We start from the raw sequence: 16,578 nt of genomic DNA, 5'->3' as shown, positions 1-16,578 counted from the left end.
TTTAGGAAGGATCAGGTCCCCTTAACATTTGGTTTCACTGCAATAGCTCTTACAATTAGGCGATGTGTTGGATTGACGAGTGGATCACAGGTAATCAAGGTAAGGACCTGTCCAAGCCCGGGATCCTCCAGCACAGATAAGTCAGTTGGCTCCACAACGGATATCTGATCTACCTTATATTGGATAATCGTTCGATCTGCCAAGGTGACTTCCATAGAATCACCAATCTGTAGTTCTCCCAGACGATTGAACAGCCGTCCTTTTTTGTGGGCACGATGAGCGGCTATGGCAGCATTACCTTTGTTCCCGATACGGGTGGTTTCGACAAGATGGGTTGCAGCTACCTTCATATTGTCCTCCGTTGCACCCTCCAGAATCGGTAAGCGGACATTAATCTTGTCAATCGATAGTATCCCTAACGTATCCGAAGAGAGCTCTTGCACTGTAGCTGTATTGTCAGTAGTCGGCTCGGTGGAAGCTGCATCCTGTATGCCTTGTTCGAAGGAGTGATTAAGCTTAGACAAACCGTTTTGCAATTGCTCCAGATCGTTCATGACACGGGTTTGCTGCCAGTCATAATACGTTTCCCGCAGGAAAGGAAAGCTGATGACCAGGATGCCCAATAGAACGAGCAGAATAGAGAATTTTTTCATTATACATCAACTCCCGTTGTCCAAGAAAAATAGTATACCTTTCTCTATTCTACTTACGGATCTATACAAAATATGGACAGGGACGAAAGGACGTACAGGAATTGATCAGGGAAAGAGTAGACCCAAAACAAAACCTCCCCGTTTCACTACAGTAGGAAAACTGCAACGCCAAGGGGAGGTTTTATTAAATAGCCACTATTTATCACTTGATGAATCGGTAGGTGTGAAGTCACATTCCTGCAGCGGCACCACTTTGGTCTTTTTGATCCATTTGTAACCGAGCCACAACACCAGGAACAGGGGTACGCTCAGGTAGGCAACGATGGCTCCACTCCAGTCGATCTGATCACCCGTGAATGCCTGATAGTTCTGTCCGATGATCACGATAATACACAGGACAAAGGCAAAGATCGGCCCAAACGGGAACCAGCGTGCACGGTAAGGCAGATCGCTCAGATCCCTGCCTTGTGCAACGTATGCACGACGGAAGCGATAATGACTGATAGCGATACCCAGCCAAGTGATAAAACCACACATACCGGATGCATTCAACAACCAGGTGTACACAATCCCATCACCGAACAGGGAGGCAAGGAATGCCAACATACCAACGGCTGTTGTAAGCAAAAGTGCATTCATTGGAATTCCTTTTTTGTTCAGCTTGCCCAGGAAACGAGGGGCTTTACCATCACGGGCAAGGGCATAGAGAACCCGGCTCGAAGCATACATGCCTGAGTTACCGGCAGAGAGTACGGAAGTTAGGATAACGGCATTCATGACGGAAGCCGCAATGGCGAGGCCTGCTTTCTCAAACACCAGTGTGAACGGGCTGACACCGATATTTTCCAGGTCACCTTTGAGCAGATTCGGATGCGTATACGGGATGATCAGACTGATCACAGTAATCGCCAAAATGTAAAAAATCAAAATGCGCCAAAATACCTGACGAATTGCACGAGGTACATTTTCGCGCGGGTTTTCACTTTCACCGGCGGCTACGCCGATAAGCTCGGTACCTTGGAATGAGAATCCAGCAGCCATGAACACACCAAGTACAGCGAAGAATCCGCCATGGATGGGCGCATCACCGATGGTGAAGTTGCTGAACCCAACGGCTTCTCCGCCCATAATACCAAAGATCATGAGCACACCAACGGCCAGGAAGATGATAACAGTAGCGACTTTAATAATGGCGAACCAGTACTCGGACTCTCCATAGCCTTTAACAGACAACACGTTCAAGGAAAAGATCAGCACGAGGAACAATAAGCTCCATAACATGGATGAACTGTCGGGGAACCAGTATTTAATGAGTACAGTAGCGGCAGCAAGCTCTGCTGCAATGGTTACCGCCCAGTTGTACCAAAAGTTCCAGCCCATGGCGAACCCGAGAGCAGGATCGACAAAACGTGCGGCATACGTATTAAATGAACCGGAGTCCGGCATAAAGGTAGCAAGCTCACCAAGGCTGGTCATTAGGAAATAAACCATGATGCCAACGGCCACATAGGCAATTAATGCTCCACCAGGGCCTGCGGTTGAGATGGCGGTACCACTTGCGAGAAACAACCCGGTACCAATTGAGCCACCGAGGGCGATCATCGTCATATGGCGTGCGCGTAATCCTTTTTTCAGGGAAGGTCCAGTTGTTGTTGGGTTACTGCGGTCTTGCATGGAAACACTCCTTCATTCGATATACTGATGTTTGCGATACTTGAATTCATAAACAAAAAGACCACAGGCATCAGCCTGCGGTCTTTAATATTTCAATGTCCGCACCATGTCCCAGATGATTAAGATAGCTCAACACAGAAGAATTCATACCTTTATATATAAAGGAAATGTACTTCCGTGACAGTTCTGCGCCTTTCGACAGCAGCCCCAGCTCAACGGACCGTATAAGGAACGTCCAATGAGCTTCGGCGGGTACACCTTTCGGCTGATCTCATAAGCGGCTCCTTAGCGCCTCCATCAGCGTACTGATCGCACCCGCGACCTCTACCTCACCATCAATGGATGAGGTGTATCTATTGTCTATGAAATTATGAACAACACAACTTAACACCGTGTGTCCTGTTTAGTAAACAGACAATCAGTATAACGCGCATGGTTTTCCAGTGCAATAACAATTGTTGGATGTGAGGTCTGAGAGACGACTATTCCTCTTTTTTGTTACGGCCAGCCATCTGCTGCCATACCGTTCCAGCTGCCTGTTCGCCCGATTCGATCCGCTCCAGAGCCATCTTGGCCTGCAGGCTGACTTCAAATTCAGGATCATCGGCTGCAACTCGCAAGGCTTGCTCTGCTTCTTCAGTTCCCACCTCATAGAGAAAACGTGCTGCACGCCAGCGTACAAGTTTACTTTTATCGGATAATGTTGCTGTCATAGCTGGGGTTGCAGCAGGGTCACCGATATCCGACAAGGTATCCCCGGCAGTACGGCGTACCGCAGGAGAATTGTCCTGAAGCGCTTCATACAACAATTCCATCGCTTCCGGTGTACGAATGTCACCCAGGTATACGACAGCCAAGCGGCGAATCTGCATTTTGTTGTCATGCAGGGCATGAGCTACGAGAGGCAGTCTTTCTGCCGTAGGCTCCATACCGTCAAATGCCGCATAGCGAACATTCCAGTCCTCGCTCCGCAAAGCCTCTTCAAGTTCAGCCCCATCCAATTCACGACGGCGCTCGACGAACTCTTCGGAATTGGTACCATGTTCAATGGCCTGTTTGATAACCTGATCGAGTCGTTCTGGGGGATAAGCCGCTTCCAATTCCTGCTCGACTTCACGTGCGATATCAGGCAATTCACCATATCGAACACCGTAATCACTCAGTTTACGTTCTTTGATCATCGTTGCACTGGCGACTTCTGTTACGGCTTTGACAAAGCGGTCTGACAACGAGATTCGTTCTTCCTTGACCCCGGCCTTGACCCTAATTTGCATCGGTACACCTCGGAAGAATTGTACAAATACCTGTGCTTCTCCGAAGTGCTCGCCTGAACCATCTTCGGATTCAATCCAGTCCAGATCAATGCCTTGCTGTCCAAGGCGATTTTGGACTTCACCCAAGATAACGGACCAGTCGGCATTCCCTTTACGATCAAGTGCCACAAAGTCTGTCGTGTGGAACACACTCTTTACACCGGGAATATGAAGCATCTGGCGAATGAACGCCGGAGCAGATCGTTCGTTGTCCAGTGTATATGTTTTGCGAATTCCGTCCTCCAGACGTTCATCGAGATGTAGCATCATCGTATTTGGACTTGGTGTTGGTTCAATGGAAACAATATTCATCAATGTAACCTCCTATAGTACCAGATTCATCTTTAACTTCCCGTAAATTAAATCACACGGGTATTTCTCTATTTTACATCAATGTGTGGAATCTGCGAAATCATCTAGAAGTGAAGTGGACGTTTCTAACACTTAATGTGAAGAAGTACGAAATTTGTTAACACTTCTTTCATGTTCACGCACAAACATTTTTAAACGAAAATTGGCACAATAAAGATAAGAATCAACTGGAGGTTATACCTATGGAACCCATTACCGTGCTCTCGGATGGAAAACGTCATATTGCATATGAGAATATTATTCAATTGTTCAGGAACTGGATTGAGGACTCAACATCTGGTTCTGCAATAGAAACACATCGGGGAAGTTGGGAAAATGCCCGTTATTGTATTGTTGATTATCAGGTTGCCGAAGAAGCGGTGTCAGCAGCAAATGCCATTCGGGCTTTTATGCCACAACTTCCGTTACTGGTCATTACGGATTTCCAATCCCTTATTCGGAAGCGTCACCTGCAAGAAATTACAGGTACAGGTGAGATGAAGATGATTCTCTGGAACGAGCAAGACCCGAATCAACTAATCAAGGATATGGAAAATTGGTTGCATTCGTCGTCTGTCCATAAATCAGAAATAGCCATACCACCCATCTTATCCATGAGATAAAAAAGGGATATGGCCAAAGGTGTTTAACTTTCAAGCGTTACGATCATATTAGATCACATATTTATAGCCTGTTCCCCAAACCGTCTTAATATAACGTGGGTTCTTGGGGTCAGGCTCAATTTTTTTACGCAGACTTGAAATATGAACATCAATGGTACGATCCAGATAGGCGCGTTCGGAGCCTTTGATCCGATCCATCAGTTCATTGCGGGTGAACACTTTGCCCGGATTTCGGTACAATTCCTTCATAATCTCAAACTCAATATGAGTGACCTCGATTTCAACGCCATCCACAAACAGAGTTCTCCTGTATTCATTCACATTCACATGTCCAGTAACCTCTGCCTGCTTGTCTTCTTTTACCGGTTTATCCTGATAGGAAATGATTGATCTTCGTAGCAGTGCTTTAATCCGGGCATCCAACTCTTTCAAGCTAAATGGTTTGCACAGGAAGTCATCCGCACCATTATGCAATGCGCGAAGTCGATCATTCAGCATGGTGCTTGCCGAGATCATCAGAATGGGCACAGTGGAGTGCTGGCGAAAGGCTTCTACGAGATCATTTCCATCCATTTCAGGAAGCATGAGATCCGTTACAACAATATCCGGCTGGAATTGTGGAAACAGTTGAAGTGCCTCGCGGGCATGATGAACCCGTTCAGTGATGTATCCTTCCTCCTCAAGAAAGAAAGCAATCATGTCGGCCAGATTTTTCTCATCTTCTATAAGAAGTACTTTGATAGTCATAGGGTCACACTCCTGGTGAAAATAATATGTTAAGAAAATGCTAAAAAAACAAGGTGAATTGCAAATAAATGCCGCAAATTTTTTAATGTTTCTATCCCAAAATATAGGATGTATATGTAGAGAAAGAATAAGCTTTTTGAATGAACTTCAATATTTTAGCATGAATGCAGTTTGGTTGCCGATCAATCAGAATTTCCCAAAGCTACACAAAGTATTAATTACAGTATAATGGATCAGAACGAGTTAAGGGGAAAAAAGTAATATTGTATCCGCTTAAGTTTATAGGGGGAACCAACGTTGTTGTTGAAAACAGAAGAAAAAATGATCCATGAGGGCAATTGCTTATGGATCGTATAAAGGCAAGACAAATGCTGGATTGGGTTGTGTTGAAGCTGAGAATACCCTGGATTGGGACCAGCATTCTGATCATTCTGGGCTCATTAAGCACTATTTTCCCGTTTACTTTATTCTATGGTGTACAGTTTATGATTGGTAGCGCGGCAGTACTCGTTGCTCTACGTTTGCATGGGGCCATCTATGGATTTGTCACCCTCATAGTCATCCATCTGCTGAATACCGTCTTTGTTGGCTTCCAGCCGCACAATTTATCTATAATGCTTGCTCATTTCATGGAATTAATCTGGATGCTCGTTTGGCAGAGCCGTTGGAAGAATGGCAGCTTAATCAAGGCTGATGCTGTCTTTTGGGTAGTGATGTTATTTCCTGTTATCTATGTCGGGCATTTTATGTTGGGTATGAATATAGACGATGTGAAGTATGAGTATATGTATATTGCTGTGATTGGTATGGTGAATGCGCTGCTTGCGGGAATTGTAGTTGATTTCTGGATTACCACGGGAGAACACAAATCAAAGCGGACGGGAACCATTCCACTAACAAGAATTGCGTTTAAATACGTAGTTGCCTTTGTGGTATTTGTTTCTCTCGTACTGTTATCTGCAGATAGCCGCAGACAATTGGGTCAAATGAATGATGCCATATTACGTGATATGAAATATGCAGCGACTGCGGTTGTTCAGGATCTTGATGAAGAGTATGTTACCTCCGAGAATATGGATCAGAATATGGCGCGTTATCATCATCTATTGGGTGTGAATGTGATTCTGCTGAATCGCAATGATACAGTCGTCGCTTCTGGTTTGAATACACTACAGGAGGGCGATTACCTGGACATGGACAGATTCCGTCTTCTGAAATCAAGGGATAACCTCTTTCTGTTAAGTTCCGCAAATATCCATTACAGCGATGTATTGAATCATTGGAAACAAGCCTCTTTTATCTATGAAGCAGCAATGACAAGGTTAACACCTTATCGGGTATTCATTGTGACTGACTCGTCCAAGTATTACCCCCGAATCGAATCGATTTATCTGACCACGCTGCAATCCCTGTTCGCCATCATCGTGGCTTCCATGATTGTAGCGGCTCCTCTCAGCAGTAAGGTTGTTAGCCCGCTGTTAAGACTGACCAGGATGACAGGCTCTCTGCCGAGACTGCTGTTTCGAAATGGGAAGCTGGAATGGCCAACCAGCCATGTAACCGAAGTACAGATCCTGATTGGTAATTTGCGCAAAATGTCCGATGTGCTACTGGAACAATTCGAACAGATTCGTCACGACAAGTTAACGCTGGAGGACAGGGTTATTGAGCGTACCAAGGAACTCAAGAATAGTGAAGAGGTCAAACGTGCCATTATTGAATCCTCTATTGATGCGATTATCTCTGTGGACTCCAATGGGCTGATCGTTGAGTTTAATCCGGAGGCTGAAAGAATGTTTGGATTGCGTCGGGAAGAAGTGATCCTGCACAAGGAAGCGCCGTCTCTTTTTCAAGGGGCCAGCTGCAAGGAAATCAAGAATTTGCTGGAGCGATTTGAATATGTGGAAGGTAAAAGATACACCATCGTTGAAGAAATTTCAGGTATCCGACGGGATGGTTCCGTATTTCCGATTGAGTACAAGATTGTTGAGATCCAGTTGGGCAAAAATGAGACATTATATAACCTGTTTATTAAGGATATTACGGAGCGGACCAGAGCAGAAGAAGACCGTGTACGTCATGCCCTTGCGCTGGAGAAGCTGAACTCGGAGTTGTTCAATGAGAAGATTGCCATCCAGGAACAGCGAGATATCAGTGAGCAATTTATTGAATCCGTACGAGAAGGGCTCGTGATGTCTGATCGATCAGGGACCATAACCATCGTCAACCGAAGGATAGAAGAGATGTTTGGTTTGGGTGATTTTATGGGCAGATCCATTGAGGATTTGGCGCAGGCGATTGATACGATGGTATTAACGGACAACTTCAATCTGATGGAACAGACGAGAGCATTCCTGAATGGAGAAACGGCTTTTATTGAGACCGAATTTATATTCAATAATGTGGATAAAAGTGTATTTTCCTTGTACATGAAGCAGATGGATGTCCCGGGTAAAAACCATGGGTTTCTGCTGGTGTTCCGTGACCGGACAGGAGAAGAACGGCTGGATCGGATGAAAAATGAGCTGATCAGTGTGGTATCTCATGAGCTTCGAACGCCTGTAGCCACCATAATGGGGTATGTGGAACTCATGATGATGTATGACCTTCCGGCAGCTCAACAGCGGGAATTCATGCAGACCATCTCTTCGGAGGGCAAGCGGCTGAGCAGTTTGCTCGATGATGTACTCGATATTCAGCGCCTCGACAACGAAGGTATGACTTACCACATGACGTATGTACCGCTGGTGGAGTTGGTAGAAGGGGTTGCCGAACAGTGGAATATGAAGTCTGCCCAACGTATCTACGTGCATACGTTTAATGGAGACTTTTTTGCTTATGCTGACCAGAACAGGATGGTTCAGGTTCTGCATAATCTGGTGGGCAATGCAGTCAAGTATTCGCCGGGAGCCGATCGTATCGATGTTACGTTATGGGAAGAAGAGGAATGGTTATGTCTTGATGTGCGTGACTACGGAATAGGTATTGCGGAGCAAGAGAAGGACATGCTGTTCAACAAATTCTATCGGGTCGATAATTCGGATCACCGGCAGATTGGTGGAACAGGAATCGGGTTGTACATTTCCCGTAAAATTGTAGAGGATCACAAGGGTACGTTGACCTTTATATCTGCACCGGGCAAAGGAAGTACGTTCAAGGTTCGACTGCCCAAGCAGGACGTATTGGTGTAGATTTAAGGATGGATGAAGAAATGTATTTCACTTTTTTATGAATAATAATTTATGTAAGAGACCTACGAATAGAGCCTTTGCCCTTCAGCGCGTGAGCGTGATAAGGGGAAAGGCTTTTTTTGTTTTTCAATTTCCCCGGATAAAAAATCAACTTCTTTTGCAAACTGTCTATAGAGCCATAATTTGCATCCCATGCAAAAGGAGGACGGCAGGTATATGTTCCGTAAACAAGAGAAAACACTCATCATCGTCTGTCTGGTTGCAGCTGTGGTTGTGCTGTATGCCGTTGTGAAGAGCATCATCCGAATCATGAGTTATTGAGATACACGTTCAAGCAGAGTAACTGCTGTGGTACATAACGATTATGTGAAAGAGGAGTGTAACCATGTCATCCCTGGACCCTGTTTTGCTCAGCCGGATACTAACCGGTCTTACCCTGTTTGTACACATTATTTTTGCCTCTATCGGTGTAGGCGTTCCACTCATGATTGCCTTGGCCGAGTGGCGAGGACTACGAACCAATGATATGCATTACACCTTGCTGGCACGGCGGTGGGCACGAGGTTTTGTCATCACCGTTGCCGTTGGAGTTGTTACAGGCACCTCGATCGGATTACAGCTCAGTCTGCTGTGGCCGATGTTTATGCGGGTAGCGGGTCAGGCAATCGCCTTGCCGCTGTTCATGGAGACGTTTGCCTTTTTTATAGAGGCGATCTTTCTTGGAATTTACCTCTATACGTGGGATCGTTTCAAAAAGAAATATACGCATATGCTGCTGTTGATTCCGGTAGCTCTCGGCTCATCTGCATCTGCGATTTTCATTACGACGGTCAACTCCTTCATGAACCAGCCTCAGGGATTCACCCTGATTAATGGCATCATGAAGGACATTCATCCGATTGCTGCCATGTTGAATCCGGCAACGCCAACCAAAGTGTCCCATGTACTCGCCTCATCCTACACCTTGAGTGCAGGTATTCTGGCGGGGATAGCCGCCTTCAGTTTGCTTCGGGGACGGGATCATGTGTATTACAAAAAAGCACTGAAACTCACGACGGTATCTGCGCTCGTATTTGCCATCAGCACCGTCATGATCGGCGATTCCTCTGGTAAATTCCTGGCGAAATATCAACCTGAGAAGCTGGCTGCCGCAGAATGGCATTTCAAGACGATGAAAGAGGCACCGCTCGTCTATGGGGGGATTTTGGATGAGAACAATGAGGTGAAATACGCCATTGAGATTCCCTATGCCCTTAGCATTTTGGCGGGTAATCGTCCAGATACGGAAGTAAAAGGGCTCGAAGAGTTTCCTGCGGATCTGAGGCCACCGCTGTCCATTCATTATATGTTCGACCTGAAGGTCACAACGGGAGTAATCATCCTGATGATTCCTGTGTTATATGTTCTGCGGCGCTGGTTGCCCGGGCGCAAACCATATCCCAAATGGCTGCTACTCGGCATTGTTTTGCTAGGGCCTCTAGCCATGATTGCCATCGAGCTGGGGTGGATGTTCGCTGAAGTTGGCAGGCAGCCTTGGATCTTACGCGGGTATATGAAGGTGGCGGAAGCAGCCACGACGTCAACTTCGGTAGGATGGATGTTAGTGTTGTTCATCTTGCTGTATCTGATCCTGTGTTTCTCGTGCATTCGGGTACTCAGCAAGCTGTTCCGCAACAAGGAAGCTGAGAAGGAACTGGAGTCTCTGGGGCTTGAAGGAGGGATTGTGCATTGAGTTTCGAAATTGCAGGCATCGCAATATTGTGGACGTTTTTGTTCGGTTACCTGATCGTTGCTTCGATTGATTTTGGCGCCGGGTTCTTCAGCTTTTACAGCATCTTGACCGGGCACGAGAACAAAATTCATAACATCATTCAGCGCTACCTGTCTCCAGTGTGGGAAGTGACGAATGTGTTTTTGATCTTTTTTGTGGTTGGACTGGTCGGGTTTTATCCGGACAGCGCCTTTTATTACGGGACGGCTTTGCTGGTTCCGGGTTCCCTGGCCATTGTACTGCTTGCCATCCGGGGCGTGTATTACGCCTACAATACCTATGGCAACCATGGGCAGAACAGCCGGATCTACATGGCATTGTATGGAGCGACGGGATTGCTGATTCCGGCGGTATTCTCCACCATTTTGGCGATATCCGAAGGCGGGATCATTGAAGAGGTGGGCGATCAGGTGTTTTTTCGCTGGCGTGAATTTTTGACGAATCCTTATACCTGGTCGGTTGTTTTGCTTGCACTGGTCAGTGTGCTGTACATCTCGGCGATGTTTCTTTCCTATTATGCAAAACGGGCGGGGGATGAGCCGGCATATGAGGTGCTTCGAGAGTACGCGCTGCTCTGGAGTTTGCCTACCATTTTTGCAAGCTTTCTGGCTTTTCTGCAGATTAACAAACAGAACCCCGAACACTTTGAGCAGATGGTGAATATTTCGTGGATGTTCATCGCTTCGTTTATTTGTTTTGTCATTGCCGTGTCGCTGGTGTGGAAAAGTAAATATCTGGGTTGGTGCTTTGTTGCTGTCATGCTTCAGTTTGCCTTTGCCTGGTATGGTTACGGGCGATCCCACCTTCCGTACATTCTGTATCCTTACATCAATATTTACGACAGCTTTACGAATCGGACGATGGGGATTGCGCTCATTACAGCGTTTAGTCTGGGGCTACTCGTGCTCATTCCTTCGCTTGTGCTGATTATGAAGCTGTTCCTGTTTGATGCCAATTATGTGCGCGGTAATTCTGGTAAAAAGAAAGGATGAGTCTGTTCATGCACCCAAACATATTCTTACTCATGACTCCCTTGCTGGATCCACTATCTACTGAGGGAGTCACGGGCATACCCGGTATAACCGGATTGAGCTTTTTTGAGACATTCACCATTATGTACGCCCCTCCACTGATCATTGCGGCTGCTATTGTCTTTCTGTTTGTATATCTGGCCGTATATAAGAATCCAAAGGATTGATTGGTTGGTACGTCCATTCTCGTTTGGGGTAATCTCTTGTTAAGAAATGAGGAAGGGAGGAGGGCCCTTTCATGCCGAAAATCCGTTATAACAATATCGATAATGTAAGTACGGACAAAACGCTGAAGGAATTCAAACAATGGAGGGAGCAACGGCGGAGCAAAGTGAAGGACTACTCCTACACCGTGCCCAAACACCCGCCTGAACTGGATTATCTGCATGCCAACCGGGATGACACAAGTATTACCTGGATTGGTCACTCCACGTTTTTCATTCAATATTATGGATTGAACATCGCGACTGACCCGGTGTGGGCCGAAAAAATGGGATTCCAACGCAGGCTCGGTGCCCCCGGCATTCCGATTCAGGATATTCCACCGTTGGATGTCATTCTGATATCCCATTCCCACTATGATCATCTGCATCTGGCTTCCTTGCGTAAGCTGATTACAGCCAAGACGTTGCTCATCGTACCCGATGGTCTGAAGCGCAAGATGATTCGCAAAGGATTTCATCGATGTCAGGAGATGAAATGGTGGGATCATATGACACTTGGCGGAGTCAAAATAACTTTTGTTCCTGCACAGCACTGGACGCGCCGAACGTTGTTTGATACCAATACGTCCCATTGGGGCGGTTATGTATTGGAATCGAATCAACCGGCAACGACTTCAGCAGCGGAAAGTGCTGCAACAACGAACAATCAGGATGAATTATCCACGGAATCAGGGAAGAACGAAACATCCAAAACATCAGGCGGTCCGCCTGTGTTGTATTTTGTGGGTGATACAGGTTACTTCCAGGGTTTCAAAACGATTGGAGAACGCTTTGACATTGGTGTTACCCTGATGCCTATCGGTGCCTACGATCCGGAATGGTTCATGACTTCTCAACATGTGACACCTGAAGAAGCGCTGCAGGGGTTCGTTGAATCCGGTTCACAGCTCATGGTTCCAATGCATTACGGCACATTCAAGCTGGCGGATGATACGCCCAAGGAAGCGTTGGATCGGCTGGAAGTCGAACGTGAACGTTTAGGCATTGGTAAAGAGCGGATTCGGGTGCTTGGTCATGGCGAGACGCTCCGGATTCACCACGAGGAAGGTAAACGGGGCTAACAAAAGTGAGCCAAATATGTTAATGTAGGGATATGCCTGCATGAACAGTGTATTTACCAAATCTTTAATAAGTAAAAAGCGGCCAATTTTCGAATTTGCCGCTTTTTTGTGTTATAATATGGTGCCAGAATAGGCATCGGGATATTGAATCCATGATTTACGCAACTTGCTATTCATGCAGTATGCAGATTAACCAATAAAGGATGGTATGCTTAATGATCAGTACAAGCGGCATCACGCTCCGCTACGGAAAACGTGCACTTTTTGAAGATGTAAATATCAAATTCACGCCAGGGAACTGTTACGGCCTGATCGGTGCCAACGGAGCCGGCAAATCAACATTCTTGAAAATTTTGTCTGGTGAGATTGAAGCCAACTCGGGAGAGGTGCACATCACCCCGGGCGAACGTATGGCCGTTTTGAAGCAAAACCACTTTGAATATGATGAGTATCCGGTTCTCGAAACGGTCATTATGGGTCACGCTCGTCTGTATTCCATCATGAAAGAGAAGGATGCTTTGTATGCGAAGGCAGACTTCACAGAAGAAGACGGTTTGCGTGCAGGTGAGCTTGAAGGGGAATTCGCTGAGCAAAACGGCTGGGATGCTGAACCAGATGCAGCGGCGCTCCTGATCGGTCTTGGCATTGTTCGTGACATGCATGACAAAAAAATGATAGAGCTGAGCGGAAACGAAAAAGTCCGTGTATTGCTGGCACAAGCGTTGTTTGGCCGTCCAAACAACCTGTTGCTCGATGAGCCTACCAACCACTTGGATCTCGAATCCATTCAATGGCTGGAGAACTTCCTGATGGATTATGAAGGTACCGTTATTGTGGTATCCCATGACCGTCACTTCCTGAACAAGGTATGTACGCATATCGCAGATATTGACTTCGGTAAAATCCAGATGTACGTAGGTAACTATGACTTCTGGTATGAGTCCAGCCAATTGGCACTTGCTCTGCAGCGGGATGCCAACAAGAAAAAAGAAGAGAAGATTAAAGAGCTGCAAGCCTTTATTCAACGTTTCTCTGCGAACGCTTCGAAGTCCAAACAGGCGACTTCCCGGAAGAAAACGCTCGACAAAATCACATTGGATGACCTTCGTCCATCCAACCGTAAATACCCGTTTATCAACTTCAAGCCTGAACGTGAAGCAGGTAAACAATTGCTGACGGTAGATCGTATTGACAAATCCATCGATGGTGTGAAAATGTTGAATGATGTGAGCTTTGTGGTGAACAAAGGTGACAAAATTGCATTTGTTGGCCCGAACGGAAATGCCAAATCACTGTTATTTGATATTCTCATGGGTGAAACCGAAGCAGATAGCGGCGAATATACTTGGGGTATAACGACGACTCAGGCTTATTTCCCGAAAGACAACTCTCAGTATTTTGACGGTGTAGACATGACTCTCGTGGATTGGCTCCGTCAGTATTCGAAAGATCAGGATGAAACGTATCTGCGTGGATTCTTGGGCCGTATGCTGTTCTCCGGTGAGGAGTCCCAGAAAAAGGCTAGCGTACTCTCCGGGGGAGAGAAGGTTCGTTGTATGCTGGCAAAAATGATGCAGACAGGTGCAAACGCACTGATTCTGGATGAGCCAACGAACCACTTGGATCTTGAATCCATCACAGCACTGAACAACGGTATGATTGATTTTGACGGCACCATGCTGTTCACATCCCATGACCATCAGTTCATTCAAACCATTGCTAACCGGATTATCGAAATTACGCCGAATGGCATCATTGATCGCCAAATGAGCTATGACGAGTATCTGGAAAGTGATGAAATCAAAGAACTGCGCAATAAAATGTATCCGGTAGAAGCTTAAACTAAGCATCATCTGTGGCACATTATTATAGGAACAGCAAAGAACCGCAAGCCTCTGTGAAGAGGACTTGCGGTTCTTTTTGGGTTTCTCTGCGGCTTTAAGACCTAAGATCCACCAGTACGGCGACGTTGGTTGTTAGGCTTCTTGTTGTTTTGACTCTTCATCGCTTTAGGTCCGCCTTCAAAGTAGGCGCTGGATTGGTTACCGGAATTTGCTTGTTCTTTCTTCTGCGCCAGCTTTTGGCGTATAGCATCCTGCAAACTGACCTTTTTCGGTTCGTTATTTTCGCTCATCGTTATTTCCCTCCCGGTCTTACAGTAAGCCGTCCAGATTGGACGGGATGTACCTATTTTATACGTTTTACAAAAGCCCCACAAGGGCAACCTGATAAAATGCTCAAAACCTTTGGTTTTACCCAGGCCAACATTTTTTCTCAATAACTACAGCCCTGCCGTCTGGCAACTTTGTTTCGGCTTGCCTACAGCAATGCAGCCTGGCAACACTGTTTCTGTAGACCCACACGCTCCGCATTTGGTAACATGGAAAAACCGTAATACGAAACGTAAAAGGAGTGTCGCCCGGTTTGAACGCTTATGAAGAAATTCGAAAAGGGGAGCGAGGGGCTTGGGTTAGTATCGTAGCCTATCTCGTCTTATCTGCCTTTAAGCTGATCTGTGGATATTTATTTGCTTCCAGCGCCTTGCTGGCCGATGGTTTTAATAACCTTACGGATATTGTGGCATCCGTTGCTGTATTGATCGGGCTTCGGATCTCCCAGAAACCACCTGATTCGGATCATGCCTATGGTCATTTTAGAGCGGAGACGGTTGCTGCCTTGGTGGCTTCATTTATTATGGCTATGGTTGGGCTGCAAGTGTTGGTTGAAGCCGTCCGTTCCTGGTATGAAGGAGCCTTTGTTGCTCCAAATCTGTGGGCGGCAGCGGTGGCTGTAGTCTGTGCTGTGGTGATGTTAGGCGTATATCGTTACAATCACCGTCTGGCTAAACAAATTAATAGTCAGGCTCTGATGGCTGCGGCGAAAGATAATCGTTCGGATGCCTGGGTCAGCATAGGCGCTGCAGTTGGAATCATAGGTGCGCAGTTCGGACTTCCATGGCTGGATAAAGTAGCTGCGATTGCTGTAGGTCTGTTGATCTGCAAAACAGCTTGGGAGATTTTTCGGGATTCTACACATCGTCTTACCGATGGATTTGATCAGAAGGAACTGACGGATCTCAGATCATCAGTAGCACGTGTTCCCGGCGTTGAAATGATCAAGGATGTGAAGGCACGTGTGCATGGCAGTCATGTACTTGTAGATGTGGTTATTGAAGTGGACGGGAGTCTAAGCTTGATTGAAGGCCACCAGATCTGTGACCGAGTGGAAGAGCGGTTGAAGCGATCGCATAACATCATGCATGTACATGTACATGTGGAACCGAAGACGGAAGAAGTCACAGGGAACCCTTGAACAGGGAGTGAACATCTTGGAAAATCAAAAGAGGACAGCCGCGATTGTGCGTGCTGTCCTCTTTACTTATCGTTAGAACGATTATACGATGTTACTGAATGGCAACGTGGATCCACGCTTTGCCTTTCCAAGTGTACACTTGCACCCACTCGCCACCGTCGAATCCGTCAACCACTTCACCTGTTGTATCGATGACTTGGGAGCCTAATGCACCGATTGGTTTACCGTTAGGTGCATCATAGAACCAAGTGCGCTCCAGAAGGTTCAGCAACATGGTAGGTGCCAGTACTTCATCACCTGGTTTTACAAGTGGCTCTTCAAACATTTTATCATCTGTAGTCGTAGCTGGCGTTTCAGTTGTAGTTGAAGTACCTTCTGCACCTGTAGTGTCTGTTGTTGTACCTGTTACAGTCTCAGCAGTACCTTCTACTGTTTCTACAGCAGGTTTGTTCACTTCAACAGCTGGAGTTGTTGTCGTTGTTGTAGCTTCAGTTCCTTTTTCCGGAGTTACCGTTCCAGTAACCGCTTCCTCAGCACCTGCAGCGGCAGCCATCGAACCCATCAACGTTAAAGCAGCAGCAAAACTTACGATTTTTTTCATTTTCTTTTCCTCCTCGGTTTGTTATG

At 46.4% G+C, this 16,578-nt stretch carries 14 protein-coding genes and 1 riboswitch; of the genes, 8 read left to right on the top strand and 6 right to left on the bottom strand.

Features of this window, described 5'->3' with window-relative positions:
• Positions 1 to 11: 11 nt before the first annotated feature.
• The 3 genes from BS614_RS29275 to BS614_RS29265 form a co-directional block, all read right to left on the bottom strand.
• Complete coding sequence (locus BS614_RS29275) at positions 12 to 653, bottom strand: class D sortase (protein WP_074096460.1); 642 nt, start codon at positions 651 to 653, stop codon at positions 12 to 14.
• 195 nt (positions 654 to 848) lie between these two features.
• Complete coding sequence (locus tag BS614_RS29270; RefSeq protein ID WP_074096459.1) at positions 849 to 2,327, bottom strand: amino acid permease; 1,479 nt, start codon at positions 2,325 to 2,327, stop codon at positions 849 to 851.
• Positions 2,328 to 2,444: 117 nt separating this feature from the next.
• Positions 2,445 to 2,662: riboswitch (Lysine riboswitch) on the bottom strand.
• 147 nt (positions 2,663 to 2,809) lie between these two features.
• Positions 2,810 to 3,952: a virulence factor gene (locus BS614_RS29265; protein WP_074096458.1), complete on the bottom strand. Its 1,143-nt coding sequence runs from the start codon at positions 3,950 to 3,952 to the stop codon at positions 2,810 to 2,812.
• 242 nt (positions 3,953 to 4,194) lie between these two features.
• On the opposite strand from BS614_RS29265, the gene BS614_RS29260 reads away from it, so the two are divergent.
• A complete protein-coding gene (locus BS614_RS29260; protein WP_074096457.1) occupies positions 4,195 to 4,614 on the top strand; it encodes a hypothetical protein in 420 nt (139 codons plus the stop codon).
• A 48-nt stretch (positions 4,615 to 4,662) separates the two neighbouring features.
• Here BS614_RS29260 and BS614_RS29255 read toward each other — a convergent pair whose 3' ends face one another.
• On the bottom strand, positions 4,663 to 5,361 hold the full coding sequence (locus tag BS614_RS29255; RefSeq protein ID WP_017692253.1) for a response regulator transcription factor: 699 nt from the start codon (positions 5,359 to 5,361) through the stop codon (positions 4,663 to 4,665).
• A gap of 344 nt (positions 5,362 to 5,705) precedes the next feature.
• Between BS614_RS29255 and BS614_RS29250 the strand changes: the two genes are divergently transcribed.
• The 6 genes from BS614_RS29250 (at position 5,706) to BS614_RS29225 (ending at position 14,480) form a co-directional block, all read left to right on the top strand.
• Positions 5,706 to 8,552: a PAS domain-containing sensor histidine kinase gene (locus BS614_RS29250; RefSeq protein ID WP_074096456.1), complete on the top strand. Its 2,847-nt coding sequence runs from the start codon at positions 5,706 to 5,708 to the stop codon at positions 8,550 to 8,552.
• 385 nt (positions 8,553 to 8,937) lie between these two features.
• Complete coding sequence (locus BS614_RS29245) at positions 8,938 to 10,284, top strand: cytochrome ubiquinol oxidase subunit I (RefSeq protein ID WP_036606964.1); 1,347 nt, start codon at positions 8,938 to 8,940, stop codon at positions 10,282 to 10,284.
• A complete protein-coding gene (locus tag BS614_RS29240) occupies positions 10,281 to 11,315 on the top strand; it encodes a cytochrome d ubiquinol oxidase subunit II (RefSeq protein ID WP_074096455.1) in 1,035 nt (344 codons plus the stop codon). The genes BS614_RS29245 and BS614_RS29240 overlap by 4 nt, the downstream gene beginning before the upstream one ends.
• A gap of 8 nt (positions 11,316 to 11,323) precedes the next feature.
• The gene (cydS, locus tag BS614_RS29235; RefSeq protein ID WP_074096454.1) at positions 11,324 to 11,521 is read left to right on the top strand and encodes a cytochrome bd oxidase small subunit CydS family protein; all 198 of its coding nucleotides are present in this window, start codon (positions 11,324 to 11,326) and stop codon (positions 11,519 to 11,521) included.
• Between the two features lie 71 nt (positions 11,522 to 11,592).
• The gene (locus tag BS614_RS29230; RefSeq protein ID WP_074096453.1) at positions 11,593 to 12,639 is read left to right on the top strand and encodes an MBL fold metallo-hydrolase; all 1,047 of its coding nucleotides are present in this window, start codon (positions 11,593 to 11,595) and stop codon (positions 12,637 to 12,639) included.
• 215 nt (positions 12,640 to 12,854) lie between these two features.
• On the top strand, positions 12,855 to 14,480 hold the full coding sequence (locus BS614_RS29225) for an ABC-F family ATP-binding cassette domain-containing protein (protein ID WP_074096452.1): 1,626 nt from the start codon (positions 12,855 to 12,857) through the stop codon (positions 14,478 to 14,480).
• 104 nt (positions 14,481 to 14,584) lie between these two features.
• Here the strand turns inward: BS614_RS29225 and BS614_RS29220 are convergent, their stop codons facing one another.
• Positions 14,585 to 14,773: a hypothetical protein gene (locus BS614_RS29220; protein ID WP_017692261.1), complete on the bottom strand. Its 189-nt coding sequence runs from the start codon at positions 14,771 to 14,773 to the stop codon at positions 14,585 to 14,587.
• 290 nt (positions 14,774 to 15,063) lie between these two features.
• Between BS614_RS29220 and BS614_RS29215 the strand changes: the two genes are divergently transcribed.
• Positions 15,064 to 15,951 (top strand): cation diffusion facilitator family transporter, encoded by an 888-nt coding sequence (locus BS614_RS29215; RefSeq protein ID WP_074096451.1) that lies wholly within the window; start codon positions 15,064 to 15,066, stop codon positions 15,949 to 15,951.
• A 91-nt stretch (positions 15,952 to 16,042) separates the two neighbouring features.
• Here the strand turns inward: BS614_RS29215 and BS614_RS29210 are convergent, their stop codons facing one another.
• Complete coding sequence (locus tag BS614_RS29210) at positions 16,043 to 16,552, bottom strand: hypothetical protein (RefSeq protein WP_074096450.1); 510 nt, start codon at positions 16,550 to 16,552, stop codon at positions 16,043 to 16,045.
• Positions 16,553 to 16,578: the final 26 nt, after the last annotated feature.

Origin of the sequence: Paenibacillus xylanexedens (assembly GCF_001908275.1) — a bacterium.
In the GTDB taxonomy this organism is placed as follows: Bacteria; Bacillota; Bacilli; order Paenibacillales; family Paenibacillaceae; genus Paenibacillus; species Paenibacillus xylanexedens_A.
The sequence above is the reverse complement of the archived record's forward strand: the minus strand, read 5'-3'. Positions and strand labels throughout refer to the sequence as shown.